At 40.4% G+C, this 25,453-nt stretch carries 17 protein-coding genes; 13 read left to right on the top strand and 4 right to left on the bottom strand.

Annotated elements, in window-relative coordinates; genetic code table 11:
* The first annotated feature begins 218 nt into the window (after window positions 1-218).
* Window positions 219-1,532, top strand: a complete 1,314-nt coding sequence (gene trmFO, locus B4U84_RS00270) for an FADH(2)-oxidizing methylenetetrahydrofolate--tRNA-(uracil(54)-C(5))-methyltransferase TrmFO (protein WP_131114888.1) — start codon at window positions 219-221, stop codon at window positions 1,530-1,532.
* Between the two features lie 113 nt (window positions 1,533-1,645).
* On the opposite strand, the gene B4U84_RS00265 is transcribed toward trmFO, so the two are convergent.
* Window positions 1,646-1,966 (bottom strand): hypothetical protein, encoded by a 321-nt coding sequence (locus B4U84_RS00265; protein WP_017312591.1) that lies wholly within the window; start codon window positions 1,964-1,966, stop codon window positions 1,646-1,648.
* A gap of 920 nt (window positions 1,967-2,886) precedes the next feature.
* Window positions 2,887-3,012, bottom strand: coding sequence for a hypothetical protein (locus B4U84_RS31860; RefSeq protein WP_278248279.1), 126 nt, complete (start codon window positions 3,010-3,012; stop codon window positions 2,887-2,889).
* A 203-nt stretch (window positions 3,013-3,215) separates the two neighbouring features.
* On the opposite strand from B4U84_RS31860, the gene B4U84_RS00260 reads away from it, so the two are divergent.
* From B4U84_RS00260 to B4U84_RS00245, 3 genes are all read left to right on the top strand, one after another.
* Window positions 3,216-3,398 carry a hypothetical protein gene (locus B4U84_RS00260; RefSeq protein WP_131114886.1) on the top strand — a complete coding sequence of 61 codons (183 nt, stop codon included), beginning with the start codon at window positions 3,216-3,218 and terminating at the stop codon, window positions 3,396-3,398.
* 71 nt (window positions 3,399-3,469) lie between these two features.
* Complete coding sequence (locus B4U84_RS00255; RefSeq protein WP_131114884.1) at window positions 3,470-3,976, top strand: hypothetical protein; 507 nt, start codon at window positions 3,470-3,472, stop codon at window positions 3,974-3,976.
* Between the two features lie 153 nt (window positions 3,977-4,129).
* Window positions 4,130-5,326, top strand: a complete 1,197-nt coding sequence (locus tag B4U84_RS00245; protein ID WP_131114882.1) for a murein hydrolase activator EnvC family protein — start codon at window positions 4,130-4,132, stop codon at window positions 5,324-5,326.
* A gap of 116 nt (window positions 5,327-5,442) precedes the next feature.
* Here the strand turns inward: B4U84_RS00245 and B4U84_RS00240 are convergent, their stop codons facing one another.
* Entirely contained in the window at window positions 5,443-11,187 is a 5,745-nt protein-coding gene (locus B4U84_RS00240; RefSeq protein ID WP_207390884.1) for an alpha-2-macroglobulin family protein, read from the bottom strand.
* 325 nt (window positions 11,188-11,512) lie between these two features.
* Here B4U84_RS00240 and pbpC point away from each other — a divergent pair, with 325 nt between their 5' ends.
* Both pbpC and B4U84_RS30215 read left to right on the top strand, forming a co-directional pair.
* Entirely contained in the window at window positions 11,513-13,972 is a 2,460-nt protein-coding gene (pbpC, locus tag B4U84_RS00235) for a penicillin-binding protein 1C (RefSeq protein WP_131114880.1), read from the top strand.
* A 377-nt stretch (window positions 13,973-14,349) separates the two neighbouring features.
* Complete coding sequence (locus B4U84_RS30215; protein WP_017312597.1) at window positions 14,350-14,511, top strand: hypothetical protein; 162 nt, start codon at window positions 14,350-14,352, stop codon at window positions 14,509-14,511.
* A gap of 416 nt (window positions 14,512-14,927) precedes the next feature.
* Here the strand turns inward: B4U84_RS30215 and B4U84_RS00230 are convergent, their stop codons facing one another.
* Entirely contained in the window at window positions 14,928-15,293 is a 366-nt protein-coding gene (locus B4U84_RS00230; RefSeq protein WP_131114878.1) for a tRNA-binding protein, read from the bottom strand.
* A 720-nt stretch (window positions 15,294-16,013) separates the two neighbouring features.
* On the opposite strand from B4U84_RS00230, the gene B4U84_RS00225 reads away from it, so the two are divergent.
* The 7 genes from B4U84_RS00225 to B4U84_RS00195 all read left to right on the top strand — a co-directional run bounded on the left by B4U84_RS00225 (window position 16,014) and on the right by B4U84_RS00195 (window position 25,308).
* Window positions 16,014-17,378, top strand: coding sequence for a CmpA/NrtA family ABC transporter substrate-binding protein (locus B4U84_RS00225; protein WP_131114876.1), 1,365 nt, complete (start codon window positions 16,014-16,016; stop codon window positions 17,376-17,378).
* A gap of 126 nt (window positions 17,379-17,504) precedes the next feature.
* On the top strand, window positions 17,505-18,344 hold the full coding sequence (gene ntrB / locus B4U84_RS00220; RefSeq protein ID WP_131114874.1) for a nitrate ABC transporter permease: 840 nt from the start codon (window positions 17,505-17,507) through the stop codon (window positions 18,342-18,344).
* Window positions 18,345-18,444: 100 nt separating this feature from the next.
* Window positions 18,445-20,448 (top strand): ABC transporter ATP-binding/substrate-binding protein, encoded by a 2,004-nt coding sequence (locus B4U84_RS00215; RefSeq protein ID WP_131114872.1) that lies wholly within the window; start codon window positions 18,445-18,447, stop codon window positions 20,446-20,448.
* Window positions 20,449-20,561: 113 nt separating this feature from the next.
* Window positions 20,562-21,431, top strand: a complete 870-nt coding sequence (locus tag B4U84_RS00210) for a nitrate ABC transporter ATP-binding protein (protein WP_131114870.1) — start codon at window positions 20,562-20,564, stop codon at window positions 21,429-21,431.
* A 996-nt stretch (window positions 21,432-22,427) separates the two neighbouring features.
* On the top strand, window positions 22,428-24,146 hold the full coding sequence (gene bicA / locus B4U84_RS00205) for a bicarbonate transporter BicA (protein WP_131114868.1): 1,719 nt from the start codon (window positions 22,428-22,430) through the stop codon (window positions 24,144-24,146).
* A gap of 155 nt (window positions 24,147-24,301) precedes the next feature.
* Window positions 24,302-24,748, top strand: a complete 447-nt coding sequence (locus B4U84_RS00200; RefSeq protein WP_131114866.1) for a DUF3574 domain-containing protein — start codon at window positions 24,302-24,304, stop codon at window positions 24,746-24,748.
* 77 nt (window positions 24,749-24,825) lie between these two features.
* Window positions 24,826-25,308: a HugZ family pyridoxamine 5'-phosphate oxidase gene (locus tag B4U84_RS00195; RefSeq protein ID WP_131114864.1), complete on the top strand. Its 483-nt coding sequence runs from the start codon at window positions 24,826-24,828 to the stop codon at window positions 25,306-25,308.
* The last annotated feature ends 145 nt before the right edge of the window (window positions 25,309-25,453 follow it).

Raw genomic sequence — 25,453 nt, 5'->3', positions numbered from 1 at the left:
TGCTAGTTTACACAAATATTTGATAGACATACACTGACACGGTATGTTTTGTTGTAAATTATACTAATATTAAAAAGTTTTCAAGGTGACGCACTATGTTAATTAATAGACAAGATAGCCATCACGCCTACCTGATGACAGCGAATCATCTATGATTGTTGATATACAAAACTCTCAGCAAATAATCTTTAACCGAACTAAAATTTAAAAATTCGACTATGGAAAAACAACCTATTCATGTGATTGGAGGAGGACTCGCGGGAACAGAAGCAGCTTGGCAAATCGCCCAAGCGGGAATACCAGTAATTCTCTATGAAATGCGTCCCCAACGCTTTAGTCCTGCTCACCACACAGAACACTTAGCGGAATTAGTTTGTAGCAATTCTTTTGGCGCAATGGCAAGCGATCGCGCGACTGGTTTGTTACATGAAGAACTGCGGCAATTAAAATCGATAGTCATTGGCAAAGCTGATGAACACCAAGTACCTGCTGGAGGGGCGCTAGCAGTTGATCGGGGACAATTTAGTCAAGACTTGACACAAACTCTTGCTCAACATCCTTTAATTGAGTTGCGTCGAGAAGAACTACGTGCAATCCCGGAAGGGATTGTTGTTTTGGCAACAGGTCCTTTAACCAGTCCCGACTTAGCTGAAGACTTGCGCCGCTTCACGGGGATGGAATATCTCAGCTTTTTCGATGCTGCTAGTCCGATTGTTGTGGGCGAAACCATCAACCATGACATTGCTTTTCTCGCCTCTCGCTACGACAAAGGCGAAGCAGCTTATCTCAACTGTCCGATGAACAAAGAGCAATATCTCCTGTTTTGGCAAGAACTGCGTAACGCCGAACAAACAGAATTAAAGGACTTTGAGCGAGAAACAGCGAAATTTTTTGAAGCTTGTCTACCCATTGAAGAACTCGCACACCGAGGAGAAGATACAATGCGCTACGGGCCTTTAAAGCCAGTAGGATTGTCAGATAGTCGCACAGGTGAACGATCCTATGCTGTAGTGCAGCTACGACAAGAAGACAAAGCCGGTCAACTTTGGAATATGGTCGGATTCCAAACTAACCTGCGCTGGGGTGAACAAAAACGTGTCTTCCGCATGATTCCCGGCTTAGAAAATGCTGAGTTTGTGCGGTTGGGGGTGATGCACCGTAACACCTTTATTAATGCTCCCCAACTCATGCTATCTAGTTTACAATTCAAAAATCGTCCAACTTTATTGGCTGCTGGACAATTAATTGGTACTGAAGGCTACACTGCTGCTGCTGCTGATGGATGGTTAGCTGGTACAAACGCCGCCCGTGTCGCTTTAGGGAAAGAAGTATTAACCCTACCACCAACAACAATGATGGGGGCGCTGTTTGAATTTATCAGTTCAGCTTCACCCAAACATTTTCAACCCATGCCACCCAACTTTGGCATTTTGCCCGAACTAGGAGAAAAAATCAAAAATAAACAAGAGCGATACGGACGTTATCGCGATCGCGCCTTGTCTGACCTCAAAAGTTTTATAGATCATAAGTAGAGACGCGAGGAACATCGCGTCTGTACATGGGATTAATCGCGTCTGTACATACGATGAATCGCGTCTGTACTAGTTGTTTGTTCTTGGGAACTACCAACCACCAACTACTAACACTAATTACCTGATCTTTTTTGGTCTTGAATCGATTCCTCTTTGGTAATTGCTAACCCATGTATACCAATGGCTGCGATCGTGGCGCCGATAAAACCCCAAGTACCATTAGTAAAAGCGTTCATGCGATGAACCATACTTCGATGATAGGCTAATTGTAATTGTCTATCATCTGCTCTTCTTTGCCTTGCTAGTTGTTCGACAAACCTTTCGGTTCTTTCCATCGTTGCAAAATCAGCATTGTACGCGTAGATCGATGTTGCTACTATCATCAAGCCTGGAAAAACCAGAGCAATCAAAAGAATGGCTCTGCCTATACTCATAGAAACCTCGTATTAACTTGAGAAATCCTCTGTTTTGAAAATGGCTGTGGGGATCGGGGAAAGGGGATCAGGGAAAGGGGATCGGGGGATAGATTTTCATCTCCGTGTGATTTTCCCGTGAGGGGATAGCTTGAAAATACAGTGTAGAGGTGTGGGAAAAGTCATATTTTCATGCACAGGTTGTGGGATTTTCCCGTGATTGACTTTTGGAAGATGAGGAATAGATAACAATATAAGAACTAGAGCTTCTAATAAAACTGACTGAAGAAGGCTGGGTGTGAGGTACAGAGGCAGATTTGTTAATTTACCCCCATCCTGATACACCCAGTCAAAGTAGTTGTGTTTATTTGCGTCTAGTTACTTATCTTGAAATTAATGCTGGCATAGCTGGAATTTTGCTTCAGTGTGTGGCGAACAAATTTTGATCATTGCTAACGCGATGATTGGTATTGCTGCTTTTTCAGTGTTTGAGTTATGCCTGTTAGGCTAAAGCCATAACACACTCTACTTAAGATTTAGTAACGACAGAATTTAGTGTCGTTACGACAGAACTTAGTGTCCTAACGACAACAACTTGTGTCCTAACGACAACAACTTGTGTCCTAACGACAACAACTTGTGTCCTAACGACAACAACTTGTGTTCTAACGACAACAACTTGTGTCCTAACGACAACAACTTGTGTCCTAACGAAATCAAAATTTTTGATTGAAATTGGTAATTGAAGATCCAACTCGTGTATTCATAAGTTAAGTAGAATGCACATAAACAAAGTAGCGTATGAAACCTCCCCTCACAATAAAATCTGATGCAATTACAAATTTGCGACAACTCCAAATACATCAGATCCCCGACTTTTTAAAAAAGTCGAATTTCAAGTCAACGCGATCGCCTCACAACCCTCCTGATACCAAGTTGTCTTAGATCGTATTATTTGCCCGAAAGCCACTCCAGTAGTGAGCTTGATTCCAAACAATCCTATCTTTGGCAACTTGGTATGAGTTGGTAGTAGTAGTGGTAGTTGTGAGGCGGACGTTTACTTGCATGGCGATTTCAAAACTTTAAACATTACTCATTTAACTTTATTAAAACAAATCTCTGCCTCGTGCCAAGCCCTTTATCATAGACACATTGAGTCAAAATTCTTATATAAAATTGCCTAGGGGTAATTAAAACGGGACAGATTTTGGGAACACTATATCTAACGCTTCTTTAGAATAGTGTATTTAAGGCGTTGCTGATTTCATGTATGAAAATGATTTTAGGTAATTCCAAAACCTTTGTACTAGACGCGATATATCGCGTCTCTACACTAGATTCATACCGCGATTCAGCAACGCCGTATTTAATTATGCATATGCAGGCAGACATATTAGAACGCTTAAATCTTAGCCAACTACCACAAGAAAAGTTAGAACAATTGAAACGTTGAGATAATGGCTCACTAAGAGTATCCTGGGTCAGAATGATAGATAATCAGTCATCTTAAAGTAGATTTTATTCATGTTTTCTAAGGAAGATAATAACTGGGATTTGTCCGTTGATGACCGCAGTGGTCAACGGATGCTTGTTGTCGAAGTGAAGACTAAACGCAATGCGTCGCCAGAATGGGCTGATCGCTTCCGGCGTAATATTCTCGCCCACGGCACTTTTCCAAAAGCCCCTTATTTCCTAATGGTCTTTCCAGATCGGTTCTATTTATGGACGGGTGTTGATGATCAACTGGAGCAGAGAGAACCCGACTATAGTATTGATGCTCGCCCTATTCTTCAGCCTTATTTTGAACAGGCTGGAATAAGTGAGGACAAAATCAGTGGTCAGAGCCTTGAACTAATTGTGGCATCCTGGCTGGGGAGAATTATTCATGCGTCCGAACCCCCTGAAGATATCGATACATCGCAACAATGGCTGATAGAATCAGGGCTGTATAATGCTATAACTGGTGTTTTCTCAATCGAAACTCCAAAGATTTTGACAGTCCCGACATTGTTGATCAACTTAACAGCTTGAATTGCATGATGATACCGAGGTTTGACCATGGTTACGCTTTCATTCAATCGCGTCTGTCGCCGTAGCTATTCCCCAATCCCTCGTTATACCTAACAAATTTTTGGGAACACTACTCATGATGTTTTAAGCGATCGCTTGTCTCTATTTAACAACATGAGAGTGATATTTCTAGAAAAAAAGAGAATTTATGATTATATTTATCTTGCATTTTTAGTAATTTTATGCATATCGCTAACATTGCCAGCTAAAGCAGTACCAACAACATCTGATGCAATTAAGAATTTGCAACAACAGCAGCAGCAAATTAATCAACAGCATCGAAGTGTAAAACAAGAACGCGATCGCTTAACCAATATACAACAAGCAGCCCAAGAAAGACTCAATGGTTTACAGCAAAACCTCAAAACTACTGACACGCAAATTCAAGATAGTGAATTCCGCCTCAACCTAGCAACAGAACGTTTGCAGGAACTACAAGCAGATTTAGCAACCAAAGAACTTGCTTATCAACAACAACAAACAGCGACAATAGCTCGATTACGCTTTCTCCAACGTTCACCAGTTACTCAAGGCTGGGCTATTTTGCTGCAAAGTTCAAATCTCAACGACTTTATGAGTCATCGTCGTTATCTAAAGTTAGTATATCAAGCAGATCAGCAAATTTTAGCTAAACTTACAACCCAAGCCAACGAAATCAACAACCAAAAAATAGCAGTAGAACAGCAAAAAAACGAAATAGCATTGATGAGACAACAATTACTCGCCCAAAAAGCCGATTATCAAACTCAAGCAGACTTACAGCAAGAATTAATCGGACGTCTTAATAGCGATCGCTTGGCGTTAGAAGCAGCGCAAACCCAGTTAGAGAAAGACTCCCAAGCAATTACAACTTTAATTCAACAAAAGATTGCACAAGCAGAAGCAAAAGTCAAGACAAACAGCCGCAACAGCGTGCTTATTCGTGGTACAGGGATGTTTGCGTATCCCAGCGATGCACCTACCAGTAGTTCCTTTGGTTGGCGAGTACATCCAATTCTCGGTTATCGCCGCTTTCACGCAGGTCAAGATTTTGCTGCCAGCTACGGTAGTACAATTAGAGCAGCAAACTCAGGTACAGTGATTTTTGCTGGTTGGTATGGTGGTTATGGTAAAGCTGCAATTATTGACCACGGTAATGGTATAACTACACTCTACGCACATAGTAGTGAATTGTATATTTCCGAAGGGCAAACAGTCAAACGCGGACAAGCGATCGCCGCAGTTGGTTCCACGGGTTTATCTACAGGGCCTCACCTCCACTTTGAAGTCCGCAAAAATGGTACACCAGTAGATCCGATGAATTATCTTTGACACAAATCAAGCGATCGCCAATAATCTCAGCTAAAAAGCTGTATTTCCTCTTAGTGTCTTAGTGTCTTGGTGTTTAAAATATTCTTTTTTCACCACCAAGACACTAAGACACAAAGCTAATTTTTCTCTTCCAACACTAACGTAGACTCCGCCGCCCGTCCAAATTCCTCTGGTGCGTATTGCAGGTGTGCTTCCGTACCAGGATAGCTGAAAGTACCAGGAGTAACAGAACGCACTAAGTAATGTAAATTATAAACTCCGGGTTCTAGGTGATTTGCATAAGCAACAATGCGATCGCGATAGATATTTTTATACCCAAGTTCCCAACTGTCGGTAGGGGTTTGTAATGCAGAGTTGGCTGTTTGAAAACTCTCGTCTACCGCCTCAAATCCTGCTGGAAGGGGATCTGTAATCACCACATGCTCTACAGGATGATCAGCAATAATTTCCAAATCAATGTCAAAAACTTGACCTGTCTTTAAAGCCAATGGTTTATCAAGAGCGTAAATATTAGTTTTTTGCAGGACTTTTTGCTCATCAATTCCGCGAATCGCGCGTGAAACTCGTAAACCATTATACCTACCTGGTTGATTTCCTGGTAAGCGATAGCGATAGGCGACGAGATAATGCAAATTTCCTTGACCGGATTTTTGCAGTTGCAAATCATGACGCCCATGGGGTAGTTTATCCATGGGGACTTTGATCTCTGCGCTCGGATTGCTACCGCGTGTAAATTTTGCTTCTGCGAGTTTCCTCCCAGCTAATTGCACAGTAGCGACAAAATTCGGCGATGTCGGTTCTAGTTGAGCGTATTCTACCAAAGCGGTTAGCGCTTGAGCGTTATCATAACTAGTTTGCCATGTGCCATCCCGTCGCAGTGAGAGTAGACTTTGCAATAGTCTATCAATGATTTCGGGTTTCGCCTGTTGGGAAATAAACAACCGTAAAGCTTGCGCTTGCGCTGTGGTGGGTGAACTCATCCATCCCCAACTGCGGGGTAAACTGACAGTTGCAGTTCGACCAGTTTCATATATATATTGTTGTAGTTGCTTTAAAAGTAAGTTAGATTCGTCTTGCCATTCGCTCAACTGGGATAAATACCGCGCTAGTTTAATCTGGGTGACTGTATCCAAACTTTGGCGCTGTTGATAAATATCTGTAACGAAGGTATTGCGTTTGTCTCCTAATTCTGCTATGGCGATTAAAGCGTTGAGTTGCATTTGGCTTTTGCAGGGTTGCTGTTTGCAAAATTCGTATTTTCCGGGGTTCGCCAGGATTTTTTGCAAATATCCTTTGAGGCGAGACACCATCGTGGTATCTATATAATTAGGGAAGACTTGATTTGCTGTTGCTAAAGATTCTGCGGTGTAAGCAGAAACCCAAGGATCAGATTTTTCTTGTCCTGGAAAAGCTGCAAAACCACCATCGCTAAGTTGGAGTTTTTGTAATTTTTCAACAGCTTGGCTGAGGTTTTGGGTAAAATTAAATTCCGCAAAAGTCTGATGATATTTTTCCGAGAGAGTTTGCAGATTAGCAGCAATGAGCAACTGACTCGCCGCAGGTTCCGCAAATGGTAAGTCGTTATTCTGCCAAACTTCCTGCGCTGGTGCTTTAATTTCTGGTATGAGGGTACTGGCTAATTGAATATCTAAACCCCCTTCTTGGGGAACCGTGTTTTTCTCGACATTGAAAGGAATTTTTACTTGCTTGTTGGTTACACCTGTTTCTACAACTTGTTCTGTAATCGTTAATGGCTGAATTTCCAAAGGTACTTCAAAGGCATCGGCGGCGATATTATTTAATTTAGTGATAAAGCGAATCTTACTTTCGCCGACATTAGTTGCAACGATGGGGAAGCGGTAAGCTTGAGTTGCTGATTCTGCTTTGGTTTGCAAGTTAGCAGTGTGGGGGTTCTTATTCGTAAACTGGACTGTACCGCTAACTTTACCATTAATATTGAGACTTCCGGTTTTACCAGTGTTGTTTGTCACGGTTAAACCAGCTTGGAAGTTATCGCCGGGACGGGCAAATTGTGGTAAGATGGCGTTAGTTAATAATGGCTTTGTCGTCAAAAAAGTGGTTTCGCCATTACCAAACTTCAGATTTCCATCGGTAGCGACAACCATAACTCGCCAGGTAGTTAAGTCATCTGGTAGTTTAAATGTAATCTGAGCTTTCCCATCATTATCTGTAACAACAGAACCATTGTAGTAAGCAAGTGGTTGAAAATCTTTACGGATGCGCGTATTTGCAGCACCAGCAGATAACCCACCACCGTATCCCCAACCTTTAGGTTCAGCCAAATTTGCTTGTTCTACAACTACTTGGGGACGATTATCACTAAAACGAGTTGCGATCGCCTGTTCGGCATATACTGTATTTACAAGATTCGGTGGACGATAACCAGAAAGTTGTAGAACTGCTTCATTCACCACCATAACTGTTAATTGTCCTTTGGTGGGATTTCCTTGATTATTTTGGAGTTGGAGTTGGAGAGTTTGTTCTGTACCTGGTGCGACAGTTGTAAGTTGTGGAGTAACTTGCACTTTTAAATATTTGTCTTGTAAGTTGACTTTAAAAGGTGCAAAGCCAATTTTCACCAATTTATCTATACTACCTGGTTCGACTTGGTCTAGAGGTTTACCCTGTCTGACCAACACAGCTTCGACGGCTGCATTTGGTAACATATCTGAAGTAACGGGAAACTGAATTTGTGGTGCGCCGCCTTTAATTTTGATAACTTGTTGATAAAGGGGTTTGTCTTTAATGACAGCAAAGTATAACTCACCTTCAGAATAGGGAGATTGAATTAAAGCGCTAGCAGTTTCACCAAGTTTAAATTCTTGTTTGTCGAGTTTAACTTCGATATGGTCGCGTTCTTGTGAACCCCAGTATACCGGGTTTTCTCCCGTTGCCCAAATTTGCAAATCGGTGGAGACGTTACATGTAACGTCTCTACAATCGCTGAAACTTGCTCGAATCCGGTAGGAACCAGATTCAGTTGGTGTCAAACTCACAGATTGGGGATTGTTTGTAGATGTAACTTCTGTTTGTCCGACTGTTTTATATTCAACTTGGTTTTTTGGCGTCCGACTACCTTCCACTACCTGGGTAACACTGTTGTATTTCATTTGTTGGAGTTCCAAACGCACCCGTTGACCGGATAAAAGTTTGCCTGTGGGGTCGGTTACAATGACTTCAATGGGGAAAGCTTTAAACGCTTCCGCTACGAAATTACTTTTTAATCCGATCAGGCGATCGCTCGGCAGTGCCGTAAAAGTTTTAGAATTAGCTACAGCCAGATTAGAAACATCTGTAACTTCTACATCCACCCGGTAAGTCATGGGGTAAGGTAAATCTTTCGCGATCATGATTGTTTGACTGGTTTTACCATTAGCATCAAGTTGAGTATTAGTTTGCAGAACATCGCTTGGTACTGATGGAGGTTCCTCCGGCCAAAACCATTGTTTACCAAAACTAAATTCTTCCCAACCTTTAGGAATAAAATTAGCTTGTTGACGAGTCACAAAATATTTGGCTTTTCCTCCTTCTGTGGGCGCACCAAATAAATAATTACTCGTAGCATTCGCTTCTACCTTCTGATTAATTAAAGCAAATTCTTGATCTAGATTGAGTTCAACTTTAAAATTTGGTGGTTTAAACTCAGCTACACGAAACTCTCCGGTAATTTCTTTCCCATTCTTACCCTGAGCTTGAATTGTATAGTATCCCAAAGGCTGAGTTTTGTTGATGGGTAATTCAACAGAAAAAGTACCAAATTCATTCGTCGTTTTCGTACCTAAATCTGTTTTTTGTCCATTGGAATTTATCAGAGTTAATTGATAAGCAGCATTCTTATCCTGTTGGATAACACCATTTTGCAAATAATCAGCAAAACCAGTCAACCAAGCTTTTTCCCCTGGCTGATATAATTGTCGATCAGAAAATATCACTCCCCGTGATCCTGGTTTCCCATCATTCCAATCTGCATAAATACCATAACCATAAGCACCACTATATTCTTCAGTTCGTGCAAACGCCCAATCTTGATTTTCTCGCGCAATTACTAACAACTGTGGTGGACTTACAAAACTTTGCTGACCATCAAAACATTGCTGTAAATTTTCCTTTGTTAACCTCAAACTTCCATTTTCATCAGTTTGACCCGCAGCACAAGATACAGGTTGGGGACGAGATTTCGCCTCTAACTTTGATGGATAAATTTGAATATCAGCAGCTTGCACAGGCGAACCATCAGCAAGATGATGTACTCTGATCAAACCCGCATCAGGAAACCACTGACTAAATACACCCAAATTAGTTAACTGTACCAATCCATAAGTAGTGTGTTCTCGCCACACATCCTTACCATTTTCCTGATATTTATTAGTCCGCGCCTGTACTCCATAAGCTAACATCCCAGTAGCAGAATTTAGCTTTTCTCGCAAAGGAACATTGACCTCAAGCGGCTGATTTTTCTTACTTGCTACCTTGAAACTTTGCCAATTAGAAACTTTCGGTAATAAATCATTATTATCACCTTTAGGATAAGCAGAATTGAAATAAACTAAATCCGTCGGTTCCACTACCCGATAAGCAGCTTTGTACTTTGCTTCAGGAAGATTCACCGTCGCAATATTGAGTTGTAAATCTTTACCCACAGGAAAAATATTTAAACCATCAGGAACCCAAATATCTCCTGCCAAATCTCCACTATTATATCTAACCGTAACTGGTTTACCTAAACTTTGTCCAAATTGGTCTTTGAGATTTCCACCAATCGTAATTGTATAACTAGTAGTTGGTTCTAAAGCATAAGGATTGATACTAATAATCTTGTCTTTATCGTTAACTTGAAGCAAACGCGCAATTGATTTTGGTGCTGGATTAACTTTAATATTTTCAATCGCCGTATCTGCAACCAAGCCATTGTTAAACTCTAACTGCGGACTACCTTTCACAAATCTACCATAAGCCCCCGCAGCATCTGGTTGTCCATAAAACTTAATTCCCTGAAACGCCAAAGGTGCATAGGTACTCACCTTACTCACAAACGGTTTATCACTAGCTAAATTACCATAAACTGGACGTATACCCTGCTCAAATTCTAAACGGTAATTTTTAGCCTTTTCTAAACTTTGTTGCGGTACAAGATTATAAATCCAACTCTGTGCCGAAGGGTCGAATTTTTCTAGAGGAGCTTGATTTTCTCCTGGTTTATCCTTCTTTGCTAATTCAACTTTTAAACCCACACCTTTATTTTTACCATCAGGAATTAAATGTACATGTTCTTGTACTGAAGCCAAATCCAATTCCACATTAGAAGTAACTTGTAAACTCGGTTGTAAATCAATCGGTTCAATCTCAGAATTTTCCACCGGATTTTTCCCAGGTAAATTAGTGATTTTAATCGGCTCTGTATTAAAACTCCAAACCAAATCCTTCTCCAACCGATGATTTTTTAAATCAGCCAAACCAGCCTTGAGAGTAACTTGAAATCTTGTCGCCTTTGGCAAAGCTTTATCAGCTTGAAATCCTACCATCCGCGGCGTTAAAAAACGAAACTGTCCCGGTAAACGCGGCTCAATTGCAAACTTTTGTAATAAATTCTGCTGTTCAGAACTATCCAAACTCTCAACCGGAATTAAAGCTTCCTTAAATCGAATCCGAACTTGATTCAAAGGTGCAGCTTCTCCAATTGGACTAATTTGTTCAATCCATTCTGGTAACTTCGGTAAAGGTAAAGCCCCAACCTCCGGTAATCTTTCTTTACCAGAATTAATACCAAGTATATTACACCCTGCTATTGTGATGATTAACGTGAGGAATAGCAAGAATTTTATAAAAATTTTTCTACCCATATATAAGCAAAAGATTGATAGATAATACCCATCTTCAAAGTGCAGAATAATGATTTATATTGATACACTAAGATAACTGTTTGTTCCAGGAAAGTCCTACAAGTTTTAAAAAATTAATAAACCGCAGAGACACAGAGAACACAGAGAAGAAAGTAACAGAGGTGAGCAATTAGCAAATAAGTCTCCATTCCTCTTCCTCTGCGTCCTCTGCGTCCTCTGTGGTTTAATCAAAAAAATATTTATTACAACTTAGAAATATTTCCCGAACAAACTGTAATCACCACGCAACAATTAATATAATTTGTCCCAGGTAGAGGATTGGCTGATGAAAAAAGCAAAGAGATTGCTAATCCCCATCAAGCAGAAAATTTTGCATCAACTCAACCGCAAAACCAGCAAAGTCATCCTAACTTTATTATTTATCTGTTTTCTGATCCGCTCAACACCCTATTTAGTCCCAATCCGTGCCAATGATATTTTACAAACACAACTAGCATTAGAATTTAGCGATCGCAATGGATTACAATTAGGAACAATCCTCACCCGTGACCAAGAACATACAGCAGTACTACCACTTGATCAAGTTTCTCCTCAATTTATCCAAGCAATCTTAGCTGCTGAAGATCGCCAATTTTATCATCACGGCGCGCTTGATCTCAAAGCTATTGCTCGCGCTGTCAAGGATGCTATTCAAACCAAAAGAATTGTTTCCGGTGCTTCTACAATTACCATGCAACTTGCACGGATGCTAGATAACTCTCCCCGTAACCTGTCAGGTAAAGTTCAGGAAGTTTGGTTAGCTTGGCGATTAGCAGCAGGAATGAGTAAAGATGAAATTCTTGCTGGTTATATCAATCGTTTACCAATGGGCGGTAATGTTTATGGTGTGGAAGCTGCTGCTCGTACCTATTTTTCTATATCGGCAAGTGATTTGAACCTGGCTCAAGCTAGTCTTTTAGCTGCTATTCCTAATAATCCCACTTATTTTGACCCACTGCAACATCAAGAACGCCTCAAACAACGCCAAAAATATGTTCTGAATCGGATGGTAGAGGATGGGTATATTAAAGATAATGCGATCGCCCAACGTGTATATAATGAAGAAGTTGTCTTTCAGTCGCGCCAAAAAGGAATTTTTGCTGCACCACATTTTTTGTTTTGGCTAGCAAGTCAGCAAAATACCCCATCACCCAATCACAAAAACTCTATTCGCACAACAATAAATAAGTCTTTACAACAATTTGTCGAAGCACAGGTACAACAAGTACTTTCTTCCCTGACTGCGAATAATGTTTACCACGCAGCTGCTTTAGTTATAGACAACCGCACTGGCGAAGTTTTAGCCTATGTCGGTTCACCAAATTATTTTGATGAAACAAAGTTGGGGCGTAATGATGGAGTACAGGCGCTACGTCAACCAGGCTCTACCCTCAAACCTTTTTTGTATGAATTAGCTTTAGAAAAAGGTATAATTCGCCCGAATACTATTTTGGCAGATGTTCCTGCATTCTACGCCATTCCCGGTGCAAAAGTTTACAATCCCACAGATTACAACAAAAGTTTTCTCGGTCCTGTGCGGGTACGAATAGCGTTGGCGAATTCTCTGAATGTCCCAGCAGTGAGAGTGTTAGAAAAGGTTGGTGTAGAGAGTTTTTTAAGTCGTTTACATGAATTAGGATTTGCACATTTAAATCAAACCCCAGAATATTATGGACTTGGTTTAACTTTGGGTAGTGGCGAAGTAAGTTTGTGGGAACTAGCTCAAGCTTACCTGATAATGGCAAAAATGGGAGAAAGTACGCCATTATTAACTACATTTTCCGATTCTTCAATCCAAAATCACGCCACGTGCTACAACGGAACGCCACGTGCTACAACGGGGGGAACCCCCGCAACGCAGTGGCTCGGAAACCTCCGCAACGCAGTGGCTCCTAAATCAATAGACGCTTCTGCGGTTTCTCGCAGAGTAATCCAAAATCCGACGACATGGCAATTAATCACTGATATGCTCAGTGATAACCATGCCCGTGCAACAGCTTTTGGTGTAGACTCGGTGTTAAATTTACCCTTCCCAGTAGCTGTAAAAACAGGCACTTCTTCTAATTTTCGCGATACCTGGACTGTTGGCTTTACTGCTGATTACACAGTCGCTACCTGGGTAGGTAATTTCAATGGTGAGCCGATGCGGCAGGTATCCGGCGTTACTGGAGCCGCACCCCTATGGAACCGGATTATGTTGCACTTACATGAACACCATCAACCCGCTAATTTTCCAGTTCCAGAAGGGTTAGTAGAATTACCAATTTGTGCGATTTCTGGGTTAAAACCAACACCAGATTGTACATCTGTAGTTCAGGAATATTTTTATCCAGAAGATATTAGCGCTTACAAACAGCAAGATAATTTCACTTTATCTAGTCAATATAATGATTGGTTAGCCAAACAACCACAGTCTAACTTTGGTTCTGGTAAACTGAAAATCTTGTTTCCTCGCAATGAAGATTTATTTTTGCTGTTTCCTGGTGAAGAAGGACAACAAAAATTAGAGTTCAAGCTAGCAGGAAGTTCATCTGAGTCTGTAGAGTGGTGGTTGAATGGCGAAAAACTGACGACAAGTTCAACGAAGTCTTTGTTTTGGTATCTACATCCCGGTAGCTGGACTTTGTCAGTTAAAAGTGGTGAACTGACTGATAGAATCACTTTTCAAGTGGAGTTAGCTAAGACTACACCAAAACGTCGAGGCTTTTCTGTTGTGAATTCTCAGATCAAGAGCGATCGCCAATAATCTATTATTTTAAGGTTTGTAGTAAGGACTTTAGTCCTTTCTTGAGGACTAAAGTCCTCACTACGAACTTAACTGATTTATTTTCACCGACTTACTCACTTACCATAAAAACGTTACTATCCTTACAAAATCAACTTTATTTCATCGTTTTTCCGGAAACAGACCTTCAGGAACGGATGATATACATTAAGGATGAAGATTTTAAGTTCATCCACATCTGTAGGTATAATCCTGTTGCCAGACACAGTAGTACCATAATCCGCCTCAATATCCATAGCTAAGACAGATGCGGTAACTTAAGCAGAGTATTTACTATTGATTTTGAGATTTATTTAGTTAAAATTACTGTTCTATTCAAAAAAAACAAGGTGAGTACAATGACAACTACACAAACTGAGTTAAACAAAAAAGCACCCAAATCCACAAAGAGAAAACAGTCTTTTCGCAATGTGGATATTGGTACTCCTTTAAAACCAGTACGCCAACGCCAGAAAAATCAGCAATACGAAGCACTCAGCGACTGGTCACATGCTAGTTAATATCTTGGTAGTTGGTCAAGTGTCCCTAACTAGTACGCAGGTGTTGCAGTCATCGCTAACCAAAAACTTAACACCAAAATTAGCAAGCCGATTTTGACAAATAAATAAATGATGTTTTCAGGTATGGGAATATTATACATAGGTTTTACCCCCTTTCCTGCTCATAGCTTTGAAGAGTTTGTAGTAAGGACTTTAGTCCTCATAATGAACTCTCGAAAACTTATATTTTTATTCTCTCCTAAAATTGAATCGAGCAAAATCTAAAGTAAAGCTTCAGTAAAAATATTTAATATATTTACATATAGCAATCCGAAATCATTAGTGAATCACAAGCTAATCAGGCGATCGCCCACAAGTCCGCAAGTAAACTGCGCGGCTCATAGCTGAAGTCTAATGGCACAGGTGCAAAATTTAAACTAGCTTATACGAGTGCCATTTTCTACAACAATATTCGGTTCTAATAAAATTGTGCCATTTGTCTTACAGGCAGCAGCCAAGACTAATACTTCGGATTTTATACCAGCTACTCTTTTCGCCGGGAAATTGACAACAGCGATTATCTGCTTTTCTATTAATTCCTCTTTTGTATAGTTTTGAGTAATTTGTGCAGAACTAATCTTTTGTCCGAACTCGCCAAAATCTATACTCAGCAAGTAAGCTGGTTGTTTTGCCTTAAGGTTATCTGTAACTTCAATAATTTGACCCACTCGAATATCTACTTTCAGAAAATCAGCAAAAGTTATCTCTTCTAAAGTTGTTAAAATCGATTTCTTTGTTTCCATCACTATATTAAACTTGTACTCTGCGAAAATACCATAACTCTTCACGACTCAATACTGCTCAAGGTTTCGCCTCAATCAAGATGCAAATAATCTGCACAATGACTAATTAATTTAATATTTTGTAATATTTTTCTAGACGTAGGCATAGAGAAAAATCAAACATTCCATTGATAAATATCTATGATATGGCATTCCTAAATTATTCGTATTTAATTAGTACCCCAATGACCAATCATTCCGAGCAGGGTACAAGAAAGCGGATGACCCATAACTAATGATTAATGACGCTCCTAACGAGTTAACTTAATATTTATTGAACTAAACATAGATTTTGATTTATCAATATCATAAAATATCAAATATTCCACATGTCACAAACTATGTTCCGACTGCATATATAAACTTTTACTTATCTTAATAATCCAATATTTATTTCAGAAAAATGCTTTGAGAAGTAACCATTTTGCCTTCAAAAGCTGTAAGCTATTTTCATCAGACTTAATTATTGTTTAATGATTGTTTCAGTAAGATACACACGGCTGTATTTGCGAATACAAAATTTTTACAAGGGGTTTCCGTCGCCTTTCTTTGAACAATAAGGGCTGAAGTAAATCACCATACATAGTTTTAAATCGGTTTTCCTTGTATAAGAAACATCAACTGTTTCCTGTACCAATTTTTCATAAATAAAAAAAAGAAATTCGCTCAAAGGAGATACATATGTCAGACTTTTTGAATCAAATCTCTCGTCGCAAATTTATAGTTACAGCTACTGCTTCTGCGGGTGCTGTATTTCTCAAAGGTTGTTTAGGAAATCCACCGGAACCAGGTGGGGGAAGTGCTCAAACCCAGTCAGCAGCCCAACCAGTCGCTAATATTAGTCCGGAGTTAGCACCAGAAACAAAAGCAGTCAAACTCGGATATATTCCGATTGTCGAATCAGCACCTTTAATTATTGCCAAAGAAAAAGGCTTCTTTGCGAAATATGGCATGACTGACGTTGAACTTTCCAAACAAGCTTCTTGGGGTTCAGCACGAGATAACGTCGAAATTGGTTCTGCTGGTGGTGGTATTGATGGTGGTCAATGGCAAATGCCTATGCCACATTTAATTACAGAAGGTTTAATCACCAAAGGTAATCAAAAAATTCCCATGTATGTGTTGTGTCAGTTAATTACACACGGAAATGGAATTGCGATCGCCAACAAGCATATCGGAAAAGGTGTGAGTTTACAACTCGCTAGTGCTAAATCTCTGTTTACTCAACTTAAATCATCAACTCCCTTCACCGCAGCATTTACTTTCCCCCACGTCAATCAAGATTTATGGATTCGTTATTGGTTAGCTGCTGGTGGTATCGACCCAGATGCAGATGTCAAACTGTTGACAGTACCAGCAGCCCAAACCGTCGCCAACATGAAGACAGGTACAATGGATGCTTTCAGTACAGGCGACCCCTGGCCCAATCGACTCGTCAGAGATAAAATCGGCTTCATGGCTGCATTGACAGCAGAAATTTGGAAGAATCACCCCGAAGAATATTTCGCCATGCGTGCAGATTGGGTTGACAAAAATCCCAAGGCAACTAAAGCAATACTCAAAGGGATTATGGAAGCACAGCAGTGGTTAGATAAGTTTGAAAACCGCAAAGAAGCAGCGGCAATTTTGTCTGGACGTAACTACTTTAACCTTTCCGCAGATATCCTTGCGGATCCATTCCAAGGTAAATATGACATGGGAGACGGTCGCAAAATAGATGATAAATCAATGGCAGCATACTATTGGAAAGATGGAAAAGGAAACGTTTCTTACCCCTACAAGAGTCATGATTTGTGGTTTATTGTCGAGAACATTCGCTGGGGTTTCTTACCAAAAGATTACTTAACAAAAGCCAAAACCTTAATTGATAAAGTCAACCGCGAAGATATTTGGAAAGAAGCAGCAAAAGAAGCAGGAATACCAGCGGCAGATATCCCCACAAGTACATCACGTGGCGTCGAAGAATTCTTTGATGGGGTGAAGTTTGATCCAGCCAAACCAGAAGAATATTTGAAAAGTTTGAAAATCAAAAAAGTCAGTGTTTAAGTTAGTTGTTACTTGTTCTTTGTAGTTGTTAGTTGTTAGTATAAAAAATTATTACTCAGCACCAACTATCAACTAACAAGCACCTTTTACTATCCTCCAAGCATCAACAAAGAAAGGAAAAAATCAATGACAGTAGCTAGCAGACGCCGTAATAATGCAAATTTGGATAATGGCTTAATATCTCGCCTCCAAAAACAATTTCCTGAACTGATACCTCCTGCTATTGCTATTATTGTTTTTCTTGCGATTTGGCAATTATTTTGTTCAATTCCGGGAGCAACACTACCAGGACCAATACAGGTGATTCAAGACACCTGGATACTAATTATGTATCCCTTTTATGATAAGGGTGGTATTGATAAGGGTCTGTTTTGGCAAATTTGGGCAAGTCTCCAACGAGTTGCAATTAGCTACACCTTAGCCGCAATAGTTGGTATTGCAGTGGGCATTGTCATCGGGATTAATAAAACAATGCACAAAGCTTTAGACCCCCTGTTTCAGCTATTAAGAACCGTACCACCTTTAGCTTGGGTTCCCATTTCTTTAGCAGCTTTAAGACAAAACGAACCTGCTGCATTGTTCGTGATTTTTATCACCGCTATTTGGCCAATTTTAATTAATACTTATGTAGGTGTTACCCAAATTCCCCAAGACTACAACAACGTTGCTAAAGTTCTGCAACTCAATAAGAAAGATTACTTTTTGAATATTCTCATTCCTGCTGCTTTACCCTACATTTTCACAGGTTTGAGAATTGCCATCGGTCTTGCTTGGTTAGCAATTATTGCTGCGGAAATCGTCATGTCCGGGATTGTGGGAATTGGCTTTTTCATCTGGGATGCTTATCAAAATAACAACGTCAGCGAAGTCATACTAGCCTTGTTTTACATTGGTATCGTCGGTCTGTTGCTAGATAAACTCATGGCTTGGATTCAAACACTAATTTTGCCAGCAGAACAAAAATAATTAATTATCAATGGTCAATGGTCATTAGTCATTAGTAAGAAAACATGACAAATGACCAAGAACAAATAACAAATGACAAATGACTAAGGACAAATAACAAATGAGTGTATTCGTTGCTGTTGACCAAATTGATAAGGTTTTTAATCTCACAGGCGGTGGACAATATATTGCTCTCAAAGGTATTGACCTCCAAATAAAAAAAGGCGAATTTGTTTCCTTAATCGGTCACTCTGGTTGCGGTAAATCCACCTTATTAAATATGATTGCAGGTTTGGATTTGCCAACAGAAGGTTTAGTCACTTTAGAAGGGAAACGCATCACCAAACCAGGGCCAGATAGAATGGTGGTGTTTCAAAACTATTCTCTATTACCTTGGCGAACAGTCAGAGAAAATATCGCCTTAGCAGTAGATTCTGTGATGACCCATTTACCTGCGGGGGAGCGTCGGGCGATAGTAGAAAAACATATTGACATGGTGGGTTTGCGTCCCCATGCCGAAAAACCTCCGACAATGTTATCAGGAGGACAAAAACAACGAGTTGCGATCGCTCGTGCTTTAGCCATTCGCCCCAAGTTACTATTATTAGATGAACCCTTTGGTGCTTTGGATGCCCTCACACGGGGTAACTTGCAAGAACAATTAATGCAAATCTGCGAAGAAAACGAAGTCACCGCCGTCATGGTGACACACGATGTAGACGAAGCAGTGCTGCTATCTGACAGAATAGTCATGCTCACCAATGGGCCAGAATCAAAAATTGGTAACATCCTGGAAGTAGACATCCCCAGACCCCGTAAACGGATGGAAGTAGTTGAACATCCCAGCTACTACAGTTTACGCAGTGAAATGATTTACTTCCTCAACCAACAAAAACGTATCAAAAAAATTCGGGCGCGCAAAACCACAGTTGTTGCCAAGCACGGTTTAGAAAAAGTCAATCTCGAAATCGGCTTTGTACCTCTGACAGCTTGCGCCCCCTTAGCAATAGCCAAAGAAAAAGGCTTTTTTGCCAAACACGGCTTAGATGATGTAAACTTAGTCCGCGAAACCAGTTGGCGTGGTATCGTCGATGGCATTAGCGGTGGATATTTAGACGCAGCCCAAATGCCCTCTGGGATGCCGATGTGGTTAACCCTGGGAGGATATGATAACCAACCCCTCCCAGTGGTTACTTCCCTCACCATGACACGCAATGGTAACGCCATCACCCTAGCAAAACGCTTTTACGACCAAGGTATCCAAACCGTTGCCGAATTTAAACAATACTTGAAGAGTACCCGTACCCAACGGCACATCATGGGAGTGGTACATCCTTCCTCAATGCACAGTTTACTATTACGTTACTGGCTAGCGGCTGGAGGTGTTGACCCCGACGCAGATGTCGATATTAAGACCATTCCCCCAGCCCAAATGGTAGCCGACTTACAAGCCGGAAGTATTGACGGTTATTGTGTAGGCGAACCCTGGAACTACCGCGCTGCTTCTGAAGGTAGTGGTTTTACCATCGCCACCGACTTAGAAGTTTGGCTAGGACACCCAGGTAAAGTGTTGGGCGTACGGGAAGATTGGGCGACTGCATATCCCAACACCAATATTGCCCTCACAAAAGCATTACTAGAAGCTTGCTATTACTGTTCGCGTCCAGAAAACAGCGAAGAAATTCGCCAAATCTTAGCGCGACGGGAATATGTCAGCACCGATATGGAGTATATCCAAATCGAAGATCCCAATAACGCCACTTGTGATTTAGAACATCCGATGCGGGAATATGCTCACCACCAATTTTACGGAGAGTCTGCCATTAACCGCCCCAGTCGCACAGAACAAGTATGGATTATGACCCAACTAGCGCGTTGGGGTGAAGTACCTTTCCCTAGAAATTGGGTAGAAATCGTGGAACGTATATGTCGAGTCGGTGTGTTTAGTACCGCTGCTCGCGAATTGGGTATGGACATCAATTACACCCGTCAGCCAATCAAGCTGTTTGATGGCACTAACTTTAACGCCGATGACCCCATCACCTATCTTAATAACCTCAAAATTAAACGCGATTTCTCAATTGCTGAAGTAATTCTCGACACTCCAGTTAGGAGAGTAGCCTGATTTTGGAGACAAGAAATTTTAGATTTTAGATTTTGGATTTTAGATTGAAATCAAATCCAAAATCCAAAATTCTTCCCGATCCCCGATCCCCTATCCCCTATCCCCTATCCACCATGCAAAACCGTAACTTTACAATTACCGACACCACTGCAAATACCCTGGGAACACCCCTAGTAACTGCAACTTCTAATCGTCAACCTTACTTAGAAATTAAAGACGTTAGCAAAGTTTATCCCACAAAAAACGGCCCTTTTACCGTATTGGATGGAGTAAATCTCAACGTTGGTGAAGGAGAATTTATTTGTGTTATCGGTCACTCTGGCTGTGGTAAATCTACTCTCCTCAATATGGTATCGGGTTTCAACCATCCCACTGATGGACAGGTACTATTAGAAGGCAAAGCCATTACTAAACCCGGGCCAGATAGAATGGTGGTGTTTCAAAACTATGCCCTATTACCTTGGCGGACTGCTTTTGAAAATATTTATATCGCAGTGAATGCGGTTTATCCTAACAAACCGGAAGCAGAAAAATCAGCAATTGTCAGAGAACACCTAGCCATGGTGGGACTAGGTGACGCCATGGACAAAAAACCCCCGCAAATGTCAGGTGGTATGAGACAACGGGTTTCTATTGCTCGTGCTTTGGCAATTCGTCCTAAAGTCTTGATTTTAGATGAACCTTTTGGGGCGTTGGATGCGATTACCAAAGAAGAGTTACAGGAAGAATTGCTGAAAATTTGGAATGAAAACCGCTGCACGGTGTTGATGATTACTCATGACATCGATGAAGCCCTATTTTTAGCGGATAAGTTGGTCATGATGACCAATGGTCCCCGCGCTAAAATCGGCGAAGTCATGGAAATTCCTTTCCCCCGTCCCCGTGACAGATCCCGAATTATGGAAGATCCGCAGTATTATAAATTGCGTAACTATGCCCTAGATTTCCTCTTTAACCGCTATGCCCACGATGATGTAGGATAGCCATAGATCCTCGACTTCACAGAAGAAGTCGGGGATCTGAATATCTGCAATTTAACTCATAGATTTCATAGATAATTAACTATATCTATACTCTTTGAATCCCAATTCCTGACGATACATAGACTATATATTTATTAAAGCTATCTAAATATTTATTTAAGAAATGTTGCCTAAAGATTAACTTTTAAGGCACTAAAAGTTGTATGCTATTTTTATCGAATTAAATAGATACGTTTTACGCCAATACGGTTGGTGATAAGCCCAAAATCCTTTGTACCAGACGCGAAATTTCGCGTCTCTACAGATCTGAACCGTATTGCGTTTTACGCATAACAGAGGTTTTTGGGAACGTCAGCAAATTTACAAAACAAATTAAACTGCGGAAGTCTGTTTTTTTAATCTGAACTCAACGTAACTTTGCACTTGTTATTGAAGCAAGTTATCTTGAAACAAGAAATAAATTATATTTCTTGTTAAGTTTTGCTGGCAATCAATACAATATCCGGCTTTTAACTCACCTTTGAGAGATTGGAGTCATCCATGAAGTTGTGCAACATAATCTTTCAATAAAATGTTTTTACAAAAACCATAAATATCACAATACAGTTCGGAGCAATACTACTCGGTTAATGATTTTTTGTCATAATTTGGCCATGTAGAGACATTGCAGTCCAATGTTTTTACATGATTTAAATATCAATCCATTTGTCTTATCCGAGCAGTATTGCGGTTTGGATAAGAGCAAAAAACTTGTGTAGAGACTGTAAATTTACTGTCTTTACACAACAGAATCGTGTCGAAAATCCTTAGCTTACTTTTTGTCAAAACTGGTCAAAACTAGTCCAAAATCATCACTACTAATTACCTCACAAAACAGATACTTGATCTCAATTACATAGGTAAATCCGCTGTTGATTCATTTTGGCATAGTTGAATGCTCAATTAAGGCTGGAAGTTTGTGACTTTAAAGTTCTATTGTGATTAAAATCCCCATCCATGCAACTGACTAATACTATCCATTTCCGAAATTTACGCGGCGATCTTTTTGGTGGTTTAACTGCTGCAATTGTTTCTTTACCATTGGCGTTAGCCTTCGGAGTCGCCTCTGGTGCTGGGCCTGTGGCTGGTCTTTATGGTGCTGTTTGTGTCGGGTTTTTTGCAGCTCTGTTTGGAGGTACACCAACTCTCATTTCTGAACCAACTGGGCCGATGACCGTAGTCATGACTGGAATTGTCAGTACGATGACTGCAAGTAACCCAGAAAATGGCTTGGCGATCGCATTTACTGTAGTGATGCTAGCAGGAGTATTTCAAATCTTATTTGGCATATTCAAGCTAGGGAAATATATCACCCTCATGCCCTACAGCGTGATTTCAGGCTTTATGTCTGGGATTGGAGTCATTTTGATTATTTTGCAAATTGCTCCTTTTGTCGGACAGCCTAATCCCAAAGGTGGGGTACTGGGGATGGTGCAAAACCTGCCCCAACTGCTATCAAATATTAATCCCATCGAAACCATTTTGGGAGTGCTGACACTGGCAATTATTTTCTTAATGCCATTGAAACTAAAGCGCTATGCTCCTCCGCAATTAGTCGCATTAATTATCGGTACTGTAGTTTCCCTGATTTTCTTTGGTAATGCAGATATCAGACGCATTGGTGAAATTCCAATGGGGCTGCCAGAATTACAAATGCCCACCTTTACCGCCTCCCAAATTACCATCATGATCATTGATGGGGCAATGTTGGGAATGCTGGGATGTATTGATACTTTGTTAACTGCTGTAATTGCAGACAGTTTGACTCGCACCGAACACAAATCTGACAAAGAATTGATTGGTCAAGGTATTGGTAACTTGGTTTCTGGTTTGTGTGGTGGGCTGCCTGGTGCAGGTGCCACAATGGGAACTGTGGTAAATATTCAAACAGGAGCAAAAACAGCTTTATCTGGTTTAACTCGCGCGATTATTTTGCTAGTTGTGGTCTTGTGGGCTGCGAATTTGACCGAAACTATTCCCATGGCGGTGTTAGCAGGTATTGCACTCAAAGTGGGTATTGATATTCTCGATTGGAGTTTCCTCAAACGCGCTCATCAAGTATCCCTGAAGGGAACAATCATTATGTACGGGGTGATGTTCCTGACAGTGTTTGTAGATTTGATTGTCGCTGTTGGCGTTGGGGTGTTCATTGCTAATATCTTGACTATTGAGCGTCTTTCTAGTTTGCAATCTGAGAAAGTTAAGACTATTACTGATGCAGATGATGCGATTGTTTTGAACGAACAAGAAAAGCAGTTGTTAGATCAAGCCAATGGACGTGTACTGCTGTTCTACTTGAGTGGACCAATGGTTTTTGGAGTTTCCAAAGCGATCGCTCGTGAACATAATGCCATCAAAGACTGTGATGTCATAATTATGGATTTGAGTGACGTACCTTTATTAGGTGTGACAGCTTCACTTGCAATTGAAAATGCTATCAAAGAAGCAGTTGAAAAAGGTCGCCATGTATTTATCGTCGGTGCAACTGGCAAAATTAAGCGACGCTTAGAAAACTTAGGGATTATGCAACTCTTACCTCCACAGCACCTACTTATGGATCGTAAAGAAGCACTTCAACAAGCAGTTGTTTTAGTTAATGGTTACGCAGGTGAGACGAGTACTTCTACAAGCACCAGATATCCAAACGATTTTGGTGACACTGCTGTAGTTCAGTAGTACCTAACTAACCAAACCACATAGGACGCAAACAGTAGCGTGAACTACACAGACCCCCGATTTTTCTCAAAAGTCGGGGATTTTTATCTTTCAAAGAAATCGGAACATGACTATCAAAATGTGAAGCTATAACTTAGTGATTTCAATACTAAATTATGAGTACTTTGCAAAAAAGTTTAAACAGTTTAATTATTACAGGTTTACTTTTTATCAGTCCTATCTATACAAATACTCTTGTTCGCGCTCAATCTTCTCAAATCTCTACTTCTCACGCAAGTGTAAAGATTCTCACGAAAGATGAGTTGTATTTTGGTTTATCTAAACCAGGAGGAAAGACAGTATCTGAGGCTGAATGGCAATTATTTTTGAACCGTGTGATTACACCTCGCCTCCCAGATAGACTCACTGTGATGGATGTTTATGGACAGTATTTAGACCATTCTGGCAAACTAACCAAGGAAAAAACAAAGCTAGTTATTCTAATTTACGAAAATAGCCAGATTCAAAATCAGAAAGTTCAAGAAATCATAGCAAGTTATAAAAAGACATTTCAACAAGAATCTGTTTTACGTGTAACTAGTAGTGTCAAAGTATCTTTTTAACAGTTAACAGTAAAAGTTAATTGAAATAGAAGCAAATGAAATGGCAACATGAGAGAGATGCCAAGTAATCTATTCTCATGAACAATCTAGAACAAGCCCAGATAGAATACCAAGCTTTTATTCAAAAATTCCAAAGTGCTATTATTGCCACAGCTAATGGGCAAGGAATACCGAATGCAAGCTACACACCTTTTGTAATTGATGAGTTCAAGAACATCTATATATATATTAGTGGTCTGTCAACTCACACCCAAAACTTAGTTGTTAATCCCCGTGCTAGTGTAATGTTGATTGAGGACGAAGATAAAACAGAGCAAATTTTTGCCCGTCATCGGTTAACTTTTGAGTGTACAGCAACTTTGATCGAGCGTGACTCTAATACTTGGCATGAAATCATGAATAGTTTTTACGCTCGTTTTGGTGAAATCATGGAAGTATTGAGCGGCTTACAAGATTTTCGCATGTTCAAGCTGACTCCCAAAGAGGGACGCTTTGTAATTGGTTTTGGTGCAGCTTACTTTATTAGTGGTGATGACCTTAATCAACTAAAAGGTCGTTAGTAGGACTTACGCACTATACAAATTGGCTATTATGTGAACGATGATTGGTTCAAAACACAAGTCCGTTCGTTGAAAACACGAGTCCGTTCGTTGAAAACACAAGTCTGTTCGTTGAAAACATGAGTCTGTTCCTTGAAAACACGAG

It is taken from the genome of Westiellopsis prolifica IICB1 (assembly GCF_004323185.1).
Taxonomy (GTDB): domain Bacteria; phylum Cyanobacteriota; class Cyanobacteriia; order Cyanobacteriales; family Nostocaceae; genus Pelatocladus; species Pelatocladus prolificus_A.
This window is presented reverse-complemented; position numbering and strand designations above follow the sequence as displayed.